The sequence below is a fragment of the Desulforapulum autotrophicum HRM2 genome, from assembly GCF_000020365.1.
In the GTDB taxonomy this organism is placed as follows: Bacteria; Desulfobacterota; Desulfobacteria; order Desulfobacterales; family Desulfobacteraceae; genus Desulforapulum; species Desulforapulum autotrophicum.
Genome location: NC_012108.1, coordinates 4,599,764 through 4,617,415, shown reverse-complemented (window position 1 = coordinate 4,617,415; position 17,652 = coordinate 4,599,764). Strand labels below are relative to the sequence as shown.

Annotated in this window: 16 protein-coding genes; 9 read left to right on the top strand and 7 right to left on the bottom strand. The window is 52.7% G+C overall.

Going from position 1 to position 17,652, the window contains the following annotated elements:
• Nucleotides 1-27 precede the first annotated feature (27 nt).
• The 3 genes from HRM2_RS20290 to HRM2_RS20280 are packed head-to-tail and all read right to left on the bottom strand — an operon-like array spanning nucleotide 28 to nucleotide 3,760.
• Nucleotides 28-1,185, bottom strand: a complete 1,158-nt coding sequence (locus HRM2_RS20290; RefSeq protein WP_015905901.1) for an alpha-hydroxy-acid oxidizing protein — start codon at nucleotides 1,183-1,185, stop codon at nucleotides 28-30.
• A 23-nt stretch (nucleotides 1,186-1,208) separates the two neighbouring features.
• Nucleotides 1,209-2,057, bottom strand: coding sequence for a 2-oxoacid:ferredoxin oxidoreductase subunit beta (locus HRM2_RS20285; protein WP_015905900.1), 849 nt, complete (start codon nucleotides 2,055-2,057; stop codon nucleotides 1,209-1,211).
• A 2-nt stretch (nucleotides 2,058-2,059) separates the two neighbouring features.
• Nucleotides 2,060-3,760, bottom strand: a complete 1,701-nt coding sequence (locus tag HRM2_RS20280; protein WP_015905899.1) for a 2-oxoacid:acceptor oxidoreductase subunit alpha — start codon at nucleotides 3,758-3,760, stop codon at nucleotides 2,060-2,062.
• Between the two features lie 445 nt (nucleotides 3,761-4,205).
• On the opposite strand from HRM2_RS20280, the gene HRM2_RS20270 reads away from it, so the two are divergent.
• Genes HRM2_RS20270 through icd form a run of 6 tightly spaced genes read left to right on the top strand, consistent with a single transcriptional unit; the run spans nucleotide 4,206 to nucleotide 8,108 of the window.
• Nucleotides 4,206-4,412 (top strand): heat-shock protein Hsp33, encoded by a 207-nt coding sequence (locus tag HRM2_RS20270; RefSeq protein WP_015905898.1) that lies wholly within the window; start codon nucleotides 4,206-4,208, stop codon nucleotides 4,410-4,412.
• Between the two features lie 3 nt (nucleotides 4,413-4,415).
• Nucleotides 4,416-4,682, top strand: coding sequence for a glutaredoxin family protein (locus HRM2_RS20265; protein WP_015905897.1), 267 nt, complete (start codon nucleotides 4,416-4,418; stop codon nucleotides 4,680-4,682).
• Nucleotides 4,672-5,001: a ferredoxin-thioredoxin reductase catalytic domain-containing protein gene (locus tag HRM2_RS20260; RefSeq protein ID WP_015905896.1), complete on the top strand. Its 330-nt coding sequence runs from the start codon at nucleotides 4,672-4,674 to the stop codon at nucleotides 4,999-5,001. Before HRM2_RS20265 ends, HRM2_RS20260 begins: the two co-directional genes overlap by 11 nt.
• A gap of 13 nt (nucleotides 5,002-5,014) precedes the next feature.
• Nucleotides 5,015-6,199, top strand: a complete 1,185-nt coding sequence (locus tag HRM2_RS20255) for a citrate/2-methylcitrate synthase (RefSeq protein ID WP_015905895.1) — start codon at nucleotides 5,015-5,017, stop codon at nucleotides 6,197-6,199.
• A gap of 35 nt (nucleotides 6,200-6,234) precedes the next feature.
• Nucleotides 6,235-6,831: a rubredoxin-like domain-containing protein gene (locus tag HRM2_RS20250; protein WP_015905894.1), complete on the top strand. Its 597-nt coding sequence runs from the start codon at nucleotides 6,235-6,237 to the stop codon at nucleotides 6,829-6,831.
• Nucleotides 6,832-6,878: 47 nt separating this feature from the next.
• On the top strand, nucleotides 6,879-8,108 hold the full coding sequence (gene icd / locus HRM2_RS20245) for an isocitrate dehydrogenase (NADP(+)) (RefSeq protein WP_015905893.1): 1,230 nt from the start codon (nucleotides 6,879-6,881) through the stop codon (nucleotides 8,106-8,108).
• Between the two features lie 109 nt (nucleotides 8,109-8,217).
• On the opposite strand, the gene HRM2_RS20240 is transcribed toward icd, so the two are convergent.
• Together HRM2_RS20240 and HRM2_RS20235 are read right to left on the bottom strand one after the other, a co-directional pair.
• A complete protein-coding gene (locus HRM2_RS20240; protein ID WP_015905892.1) occupies nucleotides 8,218-8,679 on the bottom strand; it encodes a ferritin family protein in 462 nt (153 codons plus the stop codon).
• Between the two features lie 28 nt (nucleotides 8,680-8,707).
• On the bottom strand, nucleotides 8,708-8,890 hold the full coding sequence (locus HRM2_RS20235) for a hypothetical protein (RefSeq protein WP_041273399.1): 183 nt from the start codon (nucleotides 8,888-8,890) through the stop codon (nucleotides 8,708-8,710).
• 375 nt (nucleotides 8,891-9,265) lie between these two features.
• Between HRM2_RS20235 and cooS the strand changes: the two genes are divergently transcribed.
• On the top strand, nucleotides 9,266-11,230 hold the full coding sequence (cooS, locus tag HRM2_RS20230) for an anaerobic carbon-monoxide dehydrogenase catalytic subunit (RefSeq protein WP_015905891.1): 1,965 nt from the start codon (nucleotides 9,266-9,268) through the stop codon (nucleotides 11,228-11,230).
• 49 nt (nucleotides 11,231-11,279) lie between these two features.
• Here the strand turns inward: cooS and HRM2_RS20225 are convergent, their stop codons facing one another.
• Both HRM2_RS20225 and HRM2_RS20220 read right to left on the bottom strand, forming a co-directional pair.
• Nucleotides 11,280-12,734: a cytochrome c family protein gene (locus tag HRM2_RS20225; RefSeq protein WP_148214679.1), complete on the bottom strand. Its 1,455-nt coding sequence runs from the start codon at nucleotides 12,732-12,734 to the stop codon at nucleotides 11,280-11,282.
• A 60-nt stretch (nucleotides 12,735-12,794) separates the two neighbouring features.
• Complete coding sequence (locus tag HRM2_RS20220; protein WP_015905889.1) at nucleotides 12,795-13,583, bottom strand: exodeoxyribonuclease III; 789 nt, start codon at nucleotides 13,581-13,583, stop codon at nucleotides 12,795-12,797.
• A gap of 217 nt (nucleotides 13,584-13,800) precedes the next feature.
• Between HRM2_RS20220 and fdnG the strand changes: the two genes are divergently transcribed.
• Nucleotides 13,801-16,890, top strand: a complete 3,090-nt coding sequence (gene fdnG / locus HRM2_RS20210) for a formate dehydrogenase-N subunit alpha (RefSeq protein ID WP_015905888.1) — start codon at nucleotides 13,801-13,803, stop codon at nucleotides 16,888-16,890.
• 13 nt (nucleotides 16,891-16,903) lie between these two features.
• Nucleotides 16,904-17,617 (top strand): 4Fe-4S dicluster domain-containing protein, encoded by a 714-nt coding sequence (locus HRM2_RS20205; protein ID WP_015905887.1) that lies wholly within the window; start codon nucleotides 16,904-16,906, stop codon nucleotides 17,615-17,617.
• The last annotated feature ends 35 nt before the right edge of the window (nucleotides 17,618-17,652 follow it).

Genomic DNA, 17,652 nt, shown 5'->3' with positions numbered 1-17,652 from the left:
TGTCAACAAGGGACCAGTGGATTTTTCCTAGGGGAACAGGATATTTTCATCAGCATCCTTGACATTCTTAAGGCCGGTCATGAAGAGAGCCTTTCTCAGGACTTTGTGGATGTGGGTCAGGTGAATCTTTACGCCAAGGCTTCCACCGCCAACGGCGGCCCGGATGATGTCCCTTCCCAGAAGAACAGCATCGGCCCCGAGGGCAAGCATTTTTAGCACGTCATACCCGGTCCGAACTCCGCCGTCCGCCGTGATAAGGACCTGTTTGTTCAGTCGTTGAGCGATCAGGGGCAGCACTTCTGCTGTACCTGGAACCGAGTCAAGAACCCTTCCCCCGTGGTTGGAGACGGAAACCACCTTTACCCCTGCTTCGGCGCACCCTTCTGCATCGTCCGGGTCCATGATTCCCTTGGCAATAAAGGGCAGGGATGAAAACTCCACCAGCTCTTTTATTTCGGCAACGCTTTTTCGGAACACGGGCTGGCCGTGTTTTGCCATGATGGTGGATCCGCATCCGTCAAGATCAATGCCAACGGCAGGGCATCCGGCCTCCTCTGCCATGGTGATCAGTCGTTTGAGCACATCCTGGGATCTTGGCTTGAAGATGGGAATGCCGTATCCTTTTTCCTGTTCCAGGGCCTGGAGGGCTGGGCTGTCGTCCGGGGTGTAAAACCAGGTGTCTCCCCGCCAGCCAATGGTGCCGGCCTGCTGGCTTCCCCGGACCACGGCCCTGCAGAAATCTTTCTCCTTGACCACGTTGTTGTACCGTTCGATGCCGGCCGTGGAGGCGGCCATTACCGGAAATTCAAGGTCAATGCCCAGGAAATTCATCCGGGTGTCAGGTTCGACATGTTCGCCCACCACCCGGGTTTTGAACCGGACAGCTGACAGGGCAAGGGCGTTGGCCCGGAAGCTTGCCCCCTGGCCGGCCCCGCCAAAGCCGATGGGCTTGCCATAGGCCTCTTTCTGGCAAATTTTGTCAAAGTTGCCGTCACAGGCAGGGTAGGCCGCACAAATTCCTTTGAGGCGTTTTCTTGCAACGTCCCGGACATCCTCAGGGGTGCTGGGGATCCCCTGGTCCGGGTCAATCATCATGATTTGGTCGGCCCCGCAGTTGGGGCAGGTGTCGGGTTTTTCAGGGGTCTCGCTGTTTGTGTCGCACAGGGTGCAGTACCAGTTTGTCATGGCGTTCTCCTATGGGGGTTATGTTAAAAAAGAGCCGCAGCAACGGCTTTGGCATCAAATTTGTGGGCAATCAGAGGGCCCTCTGCCAGGCGCTTGACCCGGTCGTGGAAGGTGGGTTTCTCCTCCCTGTAAAGGATGCCAAGGGGGATCTTTTCTTCCCATTCATTGCTTCGTTCCAGGGCACTTTGTTTGTCGGTCATGTCATGGCCGGTTTCGCCAAGGTCGTAAACCCTGTCCTTGTACCACTGGAGGGTGTTGACCCGGTTAAAAGAGACACAGGGCTGGAGCACGTCGATGAGGGAAAACCCCCTGTATTCCATGGCCTGGACAATGAGCCGGGTCAAGGTTTCGATCTCGCCTGAAAATCCCCTTGCCACAAACCCTGCCCCCTGGGATATGGCCAGGGCCAGGGGGTTTACCGGGGATGACATGGTACCGGCAGGCTGGATCGGGGTTGCCATGCCCATGGCGGTTGTGGGCGAGGCCTGGCCCTTGGTGAGGCCGTAGATCATGTTGTTGTGGACAATGAGGGTAATATCGATGTTCCTGCGGATGGCGGCAACAAAGTGGTTTCCCCCCTCGCCATAACAGTCACCGTCCCCTGAGTTCACAACGATGTTCAGATCTTTGTTGGCAATCTTGGCCCCCGTGGCAACGGGAAGTGCCCTGCCGTGGAGGGAGTGGAACATGTTGCAGTTGAGAAAATGGGGGGTTTTTCCGGCCTGGCCGATGCCCGACACCAGGAGAAGATCCGCTGGGGTTAGGCCAAGGTCAGTGAATGCCTTTTTCATGGCCGAAAGAATGGGAAAATTGCCGCAGCCCGGGCACCACTTGTTTTCAAAGTCGTTGTCAAATAGTTTGCTGGTTGCCATGGTTACGCTATGATCTCCTTTGCTCTGTCAATGATGTAATCGGGAAAAAAGGGTCTGCCGTCGTACTTGAGGATGGAGAGGGTGGGTTTTATCCCTGTCTCCTGGGCAATGAGCCGTCCAAGCTGGGCCGTGGCGTTCTGCTCGACCATGATGAGTCGTTTGTTGTCGAGGATTTTTCTGATCCTGTCCGGGTCCATGGGCCAGATCTCTTCAAAGATCACCCATCCAAGGTCGATTCCCTCCTTGCGCAGGCGCTCTGCTGCCTCCTCGACCACACCGCCCGGGCTTCCCCAGGCCACAAACAGCGTATTGCTTTCAAGGTGGCTTGCCCGGGGCATCTCCATTTCAGCCTGCATGGCATTGATTTTGGCGTTCCGTTTGTCCATCATTTTCACCCTGAGTTCTGGATCTTCAGTGATGTGTCCGGTCTCGTCGTGCTCGTTGCCAAGCCCCCTGACAAGGGCCTTGCCCATGCAGGGAAGGGCCCTTGGGGATATTCCGCTGTCCGTGAATTGATAGCGTTTGTATGCTTCCGGGTTTGCCATGTCCTCGTCCTTGACAATAAAGGTTTCAAGTTCCGGGTCCATGTCAGGAAACGCCTCCTGGCTTACCCGGGTGGTGGTGAGGAACTGGTCCAGCAGTATGATTACCGGCACCTGGTATCTTTCGGCCAGGGTGAACGCTTTTTTTGTCAGCCTGAAGGTGGCCATGGGGGATGACGGGGCAAGGACAAATCGTGGAAAATCATCCTGGGATGCCTGTATGGAAAACAGCAGGTCTGCCTGGGCTGTACGGGTGGCAAGACCGGTTGCTGGCCCGGGGCGCTGGGCATTGATGATGACAAGGGGGGTCTCGGATATGGCGGCAAGGCCCAATGATTCAGTCATGAGGCAGAAACCGCCCCCTGAGGTGCTTGTGAGTGCCCGTACACCGGCAAAGGATGCCCCGATGGCCATGCCCACGGCTGCGATTTCATCCTCGGCCTGTTCAATGACCAGGGGCAGGGTTTTGGCGTAGGGCACCACATTGGTGATGACCCCGGTGGCTGGGCTCATGGGGTAGAACGAGTAAAAACGGCAATCAGAGGCAATGGCGCCAAGGGCTGCGGCCTTTGCCCCGGTCATGAGAATTCTGTTGTTCGGTTGGCCGTGCCAGTCAAGTTTTTTGGCGGTCCGGATTTTTCTGGTCTCATCATATCCCTTTTGGGCCGCAGTGAGGTTGAGGGTGACGATCTTATCCCCCTTTGCCTTGAAGCGGTTTTCCAGAACCGTTTTTAAAAGATCAAACGGAGCGCCCATGATGGAAAGGGCCGCCCCTGCTGCCACCGTGTTTGCAGTGATGGCGTTGCCGGCCTGTTTTGCAAGTTCCTCCAGGGGAAGATGAAGGGTCGAGGCGCTGGATCGTTCCCGTTTTGTTGAGTTGAGGATGGAGATGGCCGTGGGGGTCAGGTTTTTCTGGTTCAGCGCCAGGGTCTTGTCGTCAATGGCAACAAGAATGTCGATGGCGTTGCCAGGAGCGGCAATGGGTACATCGCTGACGCGTAAAAGATTGAAGTTGTGCCCACCCCTGATCCTTGATTCAAAGTCGTCCACAGAAAAGGTAAAGAGGCCGGCCCGGTGGCAAACCTCTGCAAGCAGGGTCCCGATGGTCTGGATTCCCTGGCCTGCCTCTCCGCCTATTTTAAGTGTTAGATCCGTTGTCATGGTCTCTCCTTGGAAAATGGTTGTTGGGTTTAACTTCCACCCCTATCAGCTAAGCGCTTTAGTCTGCTAAAGTAAAGCAATATTTAAACCACCTCAGCCCAGGTTTTTTACAGATTGCAGCTTGCATGGTATAAAAATTGTATCCTTGATATAACCAGTACGGTCAGAGTATGGTATCCGATTGGGCTACAACGAAATTGGAAACGTCTCCACTGGCGATGCTTAGGTGGGCGTTTCATATAAGCGGCATGGCCGGAGCGAGGTATGGCTCCGGCCGCAACAAAATTGGAAACGCCTCAGTCTGCAATGCTTTGGTGGGTGTTTCATATAAAAAAAGTATTTTCATTTTCATTAAAATGTGGTGTTGTGAGTATATTGATACAACCCCAGATTAAAAGCGCGTTAATCGTTTTTTTGTCATTACCAATAAATAAAGGAGATTGATATGAGCAAGCGATACAAAATAAAGACATCCTGTCCCCAGTGCGGCTGCAGCGCCGTGTCAAATCTTTCCCCAGAGGAGATCAAGGCGAGATTTGGAGATGTTCCCAATGTGGAGATGGAGTGCAGCGAGTGCCTGGAACATTACAAAACGCCAATGGAAGAGGCCTGCCCGGAATGGGACAAGGAATGTAGATTAAAGGATGAGTAAAGAATGGGATATGATAAAGCAAAGATTTATTCGCTGAGTACCTGCAGTCATTGCAAGGCTGCCAAACGCTTTCTTGGTGAGTGTAAGGTCAAGTACGAGTTTGTGGATGTGGACAGTCTCACCGGCGAAGAACGCAAGGCTATCATTGCCGATATCAAGGAGTTAAATCCTAGATGTTCCTTTCCCACCATTGTTATCGGGGATGCCGTTATTGTGGGATTCCATGAGGATAAAATCAAGGAGGCTCTGGGAATAAAGGATGGAGATTAAGGCATTTTACGAGAAGCTCAGGAAAATCCATGAACCCAAGGGGTATTTTTTTAACAATGATACCAACCTTGTTTATGAATTGCTTGAAGCCCTTCTCCAGAACAAGGAAACCTATGGATACATGGCCTGCCCGTGCAGGCTTGCCTCAGGGGATAAGGAAAATGACCGGGATATTTTCTGCCCCTGTGATTATCGAGAACCCGACGTTGCCGAATATGGTTCGTGCTTTTGCGGCCTTTATGTGTCAAAGGCTTATCAAAAGGGCCAGGTAGAGCCCAGGTATGTGCCTGAACGACGGGATCCGGACAAGATGTTTTAATAAGGGGGAAGCAATGGATGAGTTTGAGTGCACGCCCACACTGAATACCGGTTTAAGGGGAGTTGAGGTGGCAAGTACCCGGATCAGCCAGGTGGATGCCAAGGCCGGTAAGTTGATCTACCGGGGCTATCTTGTGGCTGAACTTGCCAAAAACGCCTCGTTTGAGGAGGTTGTGTTTCTGCTTCTTTACGAGAGGCTTCCTAAGGCAAAGGAGCTTGAGGACTTTTCCGGGCGACTGAAGGTCAAACGGGCACTTTCGCCGTCCCTGGTGGCGTTCTTGAAGAGTGTTCAACCCACCGTAAACCCCATGGATGTTCTCCAGGCAGGGGTGGCTCTGCTGGTTCAGGGGGACCCGGGTGCAGGGGACAACACCATGGCGTCAACCCTTGTAAGTGCCGAACACCTGGTGGCGGGGATTGCCTCCCTGATTGCGGCCTGGGACCGGATCAGAAAAGGCCTGGAGCCGGTTGTTCCAGACGACAGCCTGGGCCATGCCGAGAACTTTCTTTACATGCTCACTGGCAGGAAGCCCGAGCCTGAGACCACCCGGTTTTTTGATACGGCCCTGGTGCTCCATGCCGAGCATTCATTTAATGCCTCAACCTTTACGGCCCGGCAGGTGGCATCCACCCGGGCACACATCTATGCTGCGGTGTCCGCCGCCATTGGATCCTTGTCTGGAGAACTCCACGGTGGCGCCAATGTTCGTGTAATGGAGATGCTCAAAGCCATCAAAGCGGTTGAAAACATAGACGCCTATGTCAATGATGCCCTTGATGCCGGTAAAAAGATCATGGGTCTCGGCCATGCCGTGTACCAGGTGGATGATCCCAGGGCCGCCATTCTTGCCCCCATGTCAAAACGGATGGGTGAAATGGTGAACCAGACCCTGTGGTATGATATTTCCACCAGACTCGAACAGACGGCAAAACAACGGTTCAAGGAGAAAAAGGGGAGTGATATCTTTGTAAATGTTGATTTTTACAGCGCTTCGCTCTTTTATGCCATGGGAATCCCAATGGATCTGTTTACCCCTGTTTTTGCCCTTGCAAGGGTTCCTGGCTGGGCTGCCCATGTGATCGAAGAAAAATTTGCAACCTCGGCCCCGGCCCCTGCCCTTTACCGGCCCGGGGCGGCCTATGTCGGAGACTATTGCGGACCTGACGAATGTTCGTTTGTTGATCTGGACCAGCGATAGGGACTCACAATTACCCATAAGGAGAAAATCGGCCCATGAAACGATGGAAATGTACGATCTGCAACTATGTTCACGAGGGGGATGCACCGCCTGAAAAATGTCCCATCTGCAATGCACCTGCCTCAAAGTTTGTGGAGATCGAACCGGCACCGGCAGAAGCAGTACCCGATGCCCCTCCTGCCAGGCCTGCTCCAGTGACAATCCTTGATAAAATAAAGGCGTTTATGGTCAAGCACCACCTGCACCCGGTCTCGGTTCATTTTCCCAACGGACTTTTGCCCGTTGTGGTGACTTTTTTTATTCTTTCCCTTGTGTTTAACAGTGCAAGCATGGCCAAGGCAGGATTCTACAACCTGGTATTTATACTTTTATCCCTTCCCTTGGTGCTTGTTGCAGGGTATGTGGAGTGGGAAAAAAAATATAACCGCGCCCTGACGACCCTGTTCCAGATAAAGATCGTTGCTGCAGCCATTACAACGGTTCTGTGCCTGGTCTCTACCGTCTGGTTTTTGTTTCAGCCGGATGTTGTTTCGTCCTCCAACGCCGGGATTTTTATTGCGATAAATATTGTGATGCTCGCCTCTGCCGGTATTGCCGGATTCATTGGCGGGAAACTGGTGTTTAAAGATTGATCCTAACTGGGAAACCAGTGTGTTGATAAATAAAAGGGGAGGATCCAATGGCGGAAAAAAATGTAAAAAAGACCGGGTCAACCAAGGGTGAATACCCCCTAGGAACGGTTGATGCTCCCGTCGTTCCCTTTATTGAGGGTGACGGCATCGGGCCCGATGTCTGGCGTGCCGCAAGGATGGTTCTGGAAGCAGGGGTTAAGGCCGTCCATGGCGGGGACAGGAAAATTCAATTTGTGGAGGTGCTTGCCGGGGAAAAGTCCTTCAGGCAGTCCGGCCAGTGGCTGCCCCAGGAGACCCTGGATGTGATAAAACGTTATAAAATCGCCATCAAAGGACCCTTGACCACCCCGGTGGGGGAGGGACAGAGAAGCATCAACGTTACGTTGCGCCAGGAGCTTGAGCTGTTCTGCGGGGTCAGACCCATACGTTACATCCCTGGCGTTCCAAGCCCTGTAAAATCACCTGAACTGACGGATGTGGTGATTTTCCGGGAGAACATGGAGGACCTTTACCGGGGGATTGAGTGGGAGGCCGGCTCAAAGGATGCCCTTGAGATAATTGCATTTCTTGCCAAACGGGGAATAACCCTTGCCCCGGATACAGGTATAGGCATCAAGCCCATGAGCCGGTCCAACACCCAGCGGCTTGTGGCAAAGGCCATTGAATTTGCCATCAAGAATCATCGCACCAGTGTCACCCTCATGCACAAGGGAAACATCATGAAGTTCACCGAAGGGGCCTTCAAACGATGGGGGTATGAGGTGGCAGCAGAGCGGTTTCCCGATCAAACCATTACTGAACAAGCGCTGTTTGAGCGTTTTGACGGCAAACAGCCCCCTGGACGGGTTGTTATCAAGGACAGGATTGCCGACAGCCTTTTCCAGCAGTTGCTGCTGAGACCCGATGAGTATGACGTAATCGCAGCCCCGAACCTGAACGGGGATTATGTCTCAGATGCCCTGGCAGCCCAGGTGGGGGGGCTGGGACTCTCTCCCGGGGCCAACATGGGCGAGGAAATTGCCTTTTTTGAGGCCACCCACGGCACGGCGCCAAAGTATGCAGGTCTTGACAAGGTTAACCCGGGGTCACTCATCCTTTCGGGCGTAATGATGCTCGAGCATATGGGGTGGAACGAGGCGGCCGGGAAAATAACCCGGGCCCTTGAACAGACCATATCCGAAAAAATAGTCACCTATGACCTTGCCCGCCAGATTCCCGGGGCCGTGGAGGTGAAGTGCTCGGCCTTTGCAAGGGCCATATGTGACCGGATGGTTTAGTCTGGTCCCGATAAGCGGGAGTCAGGCTTTTGGGGGTGTCTTTGTGCCTGTTTTTAAATGGCAGGACGACCCATACTAAAAGTCTGACTCCTTGGATGAATATGTTTGATCAGTTTTCGTTGTCAGCCAGAAAATCGTCGTACATGGACTCCAGGGCAAGTTTGTGCTTTGACTCTTCCTGGGCCAGGAGTTCAAAAATTTTCTGAAGCCCCGGGTCGTTTGATTTGGCCCCAAGGTCTTTGTACAGGTGAACGGCCTGCTCCTCGCGTTTCATGGCAACTCTGAGGATGTCGGGCATGAGCATTCCCTCTTCATAGTCAATATCCACGAGATAGTCGCTTATCTTGAGATCTGGGACGGATTTAATTTCATAGGTTTCGATCTTTGATCTGTCCTTGGAGAGATCCGTTATCATTTTTGCGTGTTTTTTCTCTTCATTGGCAAAGCTGTTAAAGGTCTCTTTCAGCGCTGCGAATTTCTCTTTTTGAGCCAGTTCCTGATAAAATGCGACGGCCTCCTCTTCCTTTTCAATGGCATAGGCAAGGATTTCATCGATGTAGTTGAACGACATGTGGGAACCTCCTTTCAGGTCAGTTTTTTTATTTCGTTTCAGTCTTGCAGGTTTTGAAGTCAATTTTCTTGCCACAGTCCTTGCATACATGGGTCTTGTCAAATTCGTCTGAAAATATTTCATTGTCCGCGCCGCATGCCGGGCACTTGCAGATGAATGATTTAAGATCCCTGAACTGTTCAAAACCGGGGCAATGCTTTGGTGTGGTCATGATTCTCTCCTTCGATGGGTTGCTTACGGTTAAAGGACTTTCTCCCTTTATACTAGGCTGAAAAATAATTTGCAATATTTAAGCCATATTCCGGTTGAATCAGGGGTATGTTGCCACATTGTGGCACTAGTATTGCATATATCTAATATCATTAAGATTTTCTGCCATTGTGGAGTGGTTGGCGACTGGGTTTCCTTAATAACTAAATTAGCAAATCAGTTTGTGTGTGAAAAAAGGAGGTGATGGCAGGGGCTCGTAACGTTTCCATGGAGAAAAGCGCATCAATGTCTCAATAAAGTTCATATGTCTAAGACACAAGTGTATCATGAAACACTTTTCTTTTGTCGTAACCGCCATTTAAATCAGGGAGCAATAATGAATAAAAAAGATGATAAAAATACAAAAACCATGATGGACCCCAAGGATTGCACAGCCTGTGATTCCACGGCCCAGATGATTACCAAGGCCAGAAAAGACGGGGTGGTCCTTGCTTTTGACCGGGCCGAGGATATGAAGCCCTGTCCCATTGGGGCCGATTCTGCCTGTTGCAAAAATTGTTTCATGGGACCCTGTCGATTGAATGCCCGTGATCCTTATAAAAAGGTGGGGGTATGTGGCGCCACCATTGATACCATTATGGCGAGAAACTTTGCCAGGGCCGTAGCATCCGGAGCTGCAGCCCATACGGATCACGGCATGGCCATGCTTGAACTCTTCCGTGATGTCGTGAACGGTAAGATCCTGGATTACGAGATCAAGGACAGTTTTAAACTCCACAGTGTTGCCAAGTCCCTGGACATTGAAACCGAAGGAAGGAGCGACCAGGATATCTCAACCGATCTTTACAAGGAGCTTGAACGAACCTACACCCAGGTGGACGGCGAGATGCCATTTGTAAAAAGGGTCCCCAAGGGAACCCTTGAGACCTGGCGGAAACTTGGCATTGTTCCCCGGGGGGCCATGCGGGAGATCATGGAGATGATGCATCGTACCCACATTGGGGTTGATCAGCACTACGAGAACATCACCAAACAGGCAAACAGAACAGCCCTGTCCGACGGCTGGGGTGGCTCCATGGTTGCCACCGAGATTTCAGACATTCTCTTTGGTACCCCTTCTCCAGTCGAAGTGGGGGTGAACATGGGGGTTCTCAAGGAGAAGATGGTCAACATCATCATTCACGGCCATGAACCCAACCTGTTTGAGTCCATGGTGGTTTCCGTGGCAAGCCCCACCCTGGTCCAGGCGGCCAAGGATGCAGGGGCCGACGGCATCAACCTGGTGGGCATGTGCTGCTCGGGCGCTGAAATGATGTCCCGTCATGGAATTCCCCATGCCGGCAACTTCTCGTCCACAGAGGCGATTCTGGTCACCGGGGCCGTGGATACCATGGCCGTTGATATCCAGTGTATCAAGCAGGGGCTTGCGGAAGTTGCAAAGTGTTACAATACGCCCCTGATCACCACCAACACCCGGGCCCACATTGAGGGGGCTGTTCATATCGAATTTAACGACCATCTTCCCATGGAGTGTACGGATGAGATCGTTATCAAGGCAATCTCAAGGTTTAAGAACCGGGTGCATCCCATCGAGATCCCCAAAGAGGTGAAAACAGGCATCCAGGGATTCAGCCACGAGTACGTCCAGTACATGCTCGGCGGGACCTTCAGGGGCGGGTATGCCCCCCTTAATGAGAACATTATCAACGGCAGAATCCGCGGTGTTGCAGGTGTTGTGGGCTGTACAAACCCCAGGACCAAGCAGGATGATTCCCACATCCAGCTTGTAAAAGAGCTGATCAAGAACGATGTGCTGGTGCTGTTGACCGGCTGCGCACAGATCGCCATTGCAAAGGCCGGCCTTGCCTCGCCAGAGGCTGCCCACTATGCGGGACCGGGTTTGAGGGAGGTTTGTGAAACCGTAGGCATGCCGCCTGTCCTCGGGCTTGGATCCTGCGTGGACAACTCACGAATCCTGATTGCGGCCTCGGCCATGGTGGCCCAGGGCGGGCTTGGAGACTCCATTGCAGACCTGCCCGTTGCAGGGGCAGCGCCTGAGTACATGAGTGAAAAGGCCATTTCCATTGGGCACTATTTTGTGGCATCGGGTGTTTATACCGTTTTTGGCGTCACCTTTCCCATTGTGGAGAATACCAAGTTCCACAACCTTCTCTTTAACGGGCTTGAAGAGCAGGGGCTTGGGAAATGGGGATTTGATAAGGATCCCATTGAGATGGCAAGAAAGATGATCGCCCATATTGACAAGAAGCGAAAGGAGCTTGGCATTGACCAGGCAAGGGAGCGGGTGCTTGTGGGTATGGATGACAGACGGCAGCTTTAAACCAAAACCCATGGGGACAGGTGTTGAACCTGTCCCCAATCGGTAATTTTTAAATCTGATCCTTTAATACAACCGTTGTGGAGGTCATCTCCACAACGGGAATCATGGGTAATTGTTTGACCCCATAGGTTTTTTCAGCAAGTGCCGGGTCGGGAAACAGGCTGTAAAGTTTTTCCGCAATTGCCTGGCTTGCCTGGCGGAATTGAAGCCTGGCATGGATCGTCACGGGTCCCGTTCCTTCCGGATTTATTCCATACACCACAACCCGGGATCCCTTTGGGGGAATGGTTTCTTTTTTAGAGAAGGTCTCTATTTCCCAGGGGTGAATGGAAAATTTGAAGTTTGCATCCTGTCCCATGGTGTTGAAAATTTTCGCACCATCTGCGATTTTCCCCCTGTCATCCACGGTTCCCGTGGATATGATGGTCTTTCCGGTCCCGTCGCTTGCCGTCACCTCCAGCCACATTTCACGGATATTGGTCAAAGAGGTGGGCAGGTTGTGACCAGCCCGGACGTTTTTGACCCGGACATGGATTTCAGTAAGCCTGCCGTTGGTATATCCCCCTGACACCTCAAGCTCGGCTGCGGCCTTAAGCCTGGCCTCGGCCATTGTGTACTTTTCCCGGGCATTGGCGGCAAGGGCCTCGTTTCCGGCCTTTTGGGCCGCATTGGCAGTCATGCTGTACAGCAGCAGGTTGGCTCCGTTAAAGTAGTGGCGGTGTTCGCCTGATGCAGGTTTTACAAACTGGTCTGCCGATCGCTTAAATGTCGCAGTGTCGACCATGTGACAATCCTGGCATTGGATGTCGTGTGTGGAATAGGCACCCTCCTTCCACTCCTGGTAGGTGGCCTCAAGGGGTGTGTGGGTCCGGGCGTTGAACACCTGGTGGCAGGAGGCGCACAGTTCCGATGTGGTGTGAAGTTTGGATTGTACACAGGTGTGAAAATCGTCCCCGCACCCATCATAGGGTTCCATGGGGCCGTATTTTGTGAGCATCGCCTCCCCATCCTCTTCCCGACCCGGTGAGAGGACCAGGGATCCGTTTTCAGGCTGGTGATAGGGGGTCTGCCAGCCCGTGTGATCCTTGACCGAGTGGCACACATCGCAGGACACTCCGGCCATGGCAAGGGGGCTCAAGCCCTTGAAGTCCGGTGTGCCCTTTACTTCGCCCGTAACCACGGCGGCAGGGGTGTGGCAGCCTTCGCACAACCGGGCCGTGTCATGTCCGGCTTCTTCCCTGGCAAGGTTTAACTCTCCCTGGTAAATGGGGTCTTTAAAGGCCATGGCGTGCATGGAACCCTGCCACTCTTCGTACTTTTCCGGGTGGCACTCGCCACAGGTGGCAGGATCGGTGAATTCAGCCGTTGTTTTGTCCCATTTTAAAAGGGAAGGGGCATAGGGATAAAAGTCGGTGTCGGTTTTCATATGGGGCGCTGCCGAAACAAGGCCAAGGGAAAATATGAATGCCGTCACGACAAAACCTGCCATCTTTATCGGGTTCATTGGGTTTCTCCTATTTATAGGGTTTGTCCTGTTCATGCTGGGGTTCCTTGCAGGTATGATTTAAAGGGTCAGTTCAATGCCCACGGGGCAGTGGTCCGACCCCAGGATATCGTTGTCGATAAAGGTACGGGTGACCCATCCCTTGTCAATGATGTCCTGGGTGACAAAAAAATAATCGATGCGCCAGCCGGCATTGTTGGCCCTTGCATTGAAACGGTAGGACCACCACGAATATTTGACGGTGTCAGGATTAAAGTGACGAAAGGTATCCACATACCCGCGTTCCACAAGTCTGTCCAGAACTTCACGTTCCACGGGCAGAAAACCCGACCGTTTGCTGTTGGGTTTCGGGTTTTTAAGGTCGATTTCGTTGTGGGCTGTGTTGAAATCTCCCGTGATGACAAGGCTTCTTCCTTTTTTCCTTAATCGGTCGGCATGGGCAAAGAAAGCCTCGTAAAAATCCATTTTATACTGGAGTCTCTCGTCGCTCATCTGACCGTTGGGAAAGTAGACGTTAAAGAGGATAAAATCTTCAAAATCAAGCTCAAGGATACGGCCTTCATTGTCAAATCGTTCAATCCCGATGCCCGGGGCCACGGCCAAGGGAACGGGTCTTGTATAGGCGGCAACCCCGCTGTACCCCTTTTTGACACTCGAGTAGGCCCAATGGGAGTCATACCCGTCCACAAGGAGCATCTCGTCGGTTCGCTGATCCTCGGACAGCTTTGTCTCCTGGAGCATGAGGACGTCCGCATCAAGCTGTTCCATGGATTTCAAGAAATCTTTTTTAACAGCGGCCCTGAGGCCGTTCACGTTCCACGAGACCAGCCGTAGTTTTTTATTATTCATCCTGATTTACTCCTGATCGTTGTCATTGGTTTTTGGTATCCTAACCTATTTTAACCGTGTAATCAAATCGATCTTTTCCCCTTGTGTTTCCCTCCCATTATTTCTGTAACTTTTTTGTAACCAGGGGTGTGGTAGCTGTTGATACACGTTCAAATTTGTCCCCCAGGGGGCATATCATCGGTATTAACCCATTTCAACATAAAGGAGGGGGAGTCCTATGAGTTTCAGCAGAAGAGAGTTCTTGAAGGTCTCTGGCGTAACGGCCGCAGGGATTGCCGCAAGCGGTCTGGGATTTGACTTAACACCTGTCAAAGTCCATGCCCAGACGCTCAAGACCATTTATGCCAAGGAGACCACAACGGTGTGCTGCTACTGCGCCGTGGGTTGCGGGGCCATTGTACACACCAGTCAACGCGGAGACGGCCGGGTCATTAACATTGAAGGAGACCCCGACCATGTGATCAACAGGGGAGCCCTCTGTTCAAAGGGTGCCTCGTTAAAACAACTGATTGAAAACGAAAACCGCCTCACCGAACCCATGTACCGTGCCCCTTATTCCAAGGAGTGGAAAACGGTTTCCTGGGACTGGGCCCTGGACAGGATCGCGGCCCGGGTCAAGGAGACAAGGGACGGCGGGTTTGACCAGACCAACGCCAAGGGCCAGCAGGTAAACCGTACCATGGCCATGGCCTCGGTGGGCAGTGCTGCCATGGACAATGAGGAGTGCTGGATTTATCAGGCTTTGATGCGATCCCTGGGACTTGTGTATGTGGAACACCAGGCCCGGATCTGACATAGCGCAACCGTAGCGGCTCTGGCAGAGTCGTTTGGACGTGGCGCAATGACAAATCACTGGATCGACATCAGAAACGCAGACTGTGTGCTGATCATGGGCAGCAACGCAGCTGAAAACCATCCCATCTCGTTCAAGTACGTGAACCAGGCAATGGAGAAAGGGGCCAAGCTCATAAACGTGGATCCCCGGTTTACACGGACATCGTCCAAGGCAGATATCTATGCCCCCCTGCGGTCGGGCACGGACATTGCCTTTCTGGGCGGCATGATCAAGTACATCCTTGACAATGATCTCTACAACAATGAGTACACGGCGGCCTATACCAATGCCCCGTTTATTGTCGGCAAAAAGTTCGGATTCAAGGATGGCCTTTTCTCAGGATACACAAAGGGCGAGTCAGGACCCTCCAGGGGCGGTTACGACAAGGGCACCTGGGCCTTTGAGATGGACGAAAAGGGCGTTCCCATGACGGACCCGAGCATGAAGCATGAACGCTCAGTCTTCCAGCTCTTGAAAAAACATTACCAGCGTTACAACCTTGATACGGTCTCCAAGATCACGGGTACTCCGAAAAAAGATCTCATGACGGTGTACGAGACCTATGCTGCCACGGGCAAGAGAGGCAAGGCCGGGACCATCATGTACGCCATGGGATGGACCCAGCACACGGTGGGCACCCAGATGATCCGAACCATGGCCATGATCCAGTTGCTGCTCGGCAATATGGGCGTTGCAGGCGGCGGGGTTAACGCCCTCAGGGGTGAATCCAACGTCCAGGGCTCCACGGACCAATGCCTGCTCTGGCACATCTGGCCGGGCTACTTAAAGACTCCGGTTGCATCGGACACCACCTTTGATGCCTACAACAAACACTGGACTCCCCACAGCAACGACCCGCTTTCGGCCAACTGGTGGCAGAACTATCCCAAGTACAGCACCAGTCTTTTAAAATCCTTTTTCGGGGCCAATGCCACTGAATCCAATCAATTCGGTTTTCCGTGGTTGCCCAAGGTGGATAGCGGCGCTTCCTACTCCTGGTTTGATATTTTTGACGCCATGTACAAGGATAAGATCAAGGGGTTCTTTGCCTGGGGACAGAATCCTGCCTGCTCAGGTGCCAACGCTGGAAAGATCAGAAAGGCCATGGAAAAATTGGACTGGATGGTCAACGTCAACCTGTTTGACAACGAGACCGGTTCGTTCTGGAATGGCCCGGGAACCGACCCTTCAAAGATCAAGACCGAAGTGTTCATGCTTCCGGCATCGGCATCGGTTGAAAAAGAGGGGAGCATTACCAATTCGGGCAGATGGATGCAGTGGCGCTACAGAGGTCCAATGCCCCTTGGAAACAGCCGGCCGGACGGTGATATCATCCTGGATCTTGGTCGTCGCATTAAAAAATTGTACCGCACAGGCGGTGTGTTCCCAGAGCCCATTGTTAACCTTAAATGGAATTATGAGAGCCACGGAGAGTATGACGCCCACAAGGTGGCAAAGGAGATCAACGGCTATTTTCTCAAGGATGTCACCATCAAGGGTACAACCTACAAAAAGGGAACCCTGGTACCAAGTTTTGCCTTTCTCCAGTCGGACGGCTCCACCTCGTCGGCCAACTGGCTCTATTGCAATTCCTATACAGAAAAGGGCAATATGTCGGCACGCAGGGGCCAGAAGGACGCCCCCAACAACATCGGGCTTTATCCTGAATTTGCCTGGTGCTGGCCCGTCAACCGTCGTATCCTCTACAACCGGGCATCTGTGGATACCAAGGGCCGTCCCTGGAACAAGGATCTGCCGGTTATTTCGTTTGCCGGTGAAGAAAAGGGTGGTAAATGGACCACCAGCAAATGGGTCGGGGATGTTCCCGACGGCGGCTGGTACCCCCTTGAAAATCCCGACGGCACCAGAAGAGAGGATTCAAAAAATCCGTTTATCATGTTAAAGGACGGGATGGGTCAGATCTTTGGCCCGGGCCGGGCCGACGGACCTTTTCCAGAGCACTATGAGCCCCTGGAATGCCCGGTTAGCGAAAATTACCTCAATCCCCAGCTCACCAACCCCACGGCCGTAGTCTACTCAACCAAGGATGACCAGCATGCCACCTGTGATCCAAGGTTCCCCTTTGTCGGCACCACCTACAGGGTGTCCGAGCACTGGCAGACCGGCCTGATGACAAGGCCCCAGGCCTGGCTCATGGAGCTTCAGCCCCAGGTGTTTGTTGAGATGAGCGAAGAACTTGCCAAGTTGAGGGACATTACCAATGGTGAGCGGGTAAAGGTTTCCACGGCAAGGGCCTCCCTTGAGTGTACGGCAGTTGTGACCAAGCGTTTTAAACCTTTCTGGGTTGGTGATGCTGTTGTTCACCAGGTGGGCGTTCCCTGGCACTATGGCTGGCGCTGGCCTGCCACGGGAACCGAGGAGAGTGCCAATCTGCTCACACCACCTGCCGGAGATCCCAACACCCGGATTCCTGAAACCAAGGCGTTCATGGTTAATGTAACCAAATTGTAAGGAGGTGATCCATATGTCCAAATCATTTTTTGTTGATACAACCCTGTGCACAGCCTGCAGGGCCTGCCAGGTCGCCTGCAAGCAATGGCACGACCTTCCGGCAGAGAAAACGACCAACAGGGGCGGGTTTGAAAACCCAAAGGATCTATCGTTCATCACTTACAAGGTGGTGAGGATGCGAGAAGAGGTCATTGACAATAAGCTTGAATGGCTGTTCTTTCCCGAGCAATGCCGCCACTGCATTGATGCGCCCTGCCTTGAGATAGCAGACAACAGTGACGCCATATACAGGGATCCGGATACCGGAGCCATTATTTATACCGAGCAAACCCGTGACCTTGATGCCCAGGCCATCATTGATTCCTGTCCCTATAATATTCCAAGGGTCGGAGCCGACGGGGTTCTTGCCAAGTGCGACATGTGCAACGACAGGGTCCATAACGGGCTTTTACCGGCCTGTGTGGCCACCTGTCCCACCGGAGCCATGAACTTTGGCGACCGGGAGGAGATGATTGAATTGGCAGAGGCAAGGCTTGAAAAGGTGAAAAAGCGTTATCCCGACGCTGCTCTGCTTGATATGGACCAGGTGAGTGTGATATATTTAACCGTACATGAGCCTTCCCTCTACTCGATCAACGCCGTTGCATCGAATCAAAGGGCAGGTATCAGTCGAAAGGTAGCCTTGAAGCGCATGATCAAACCCTTTGCAGGTCTGTTCAGGGTTTAATTGAATCAAACCGGTGCCAGGCCTTCCCCTTGATT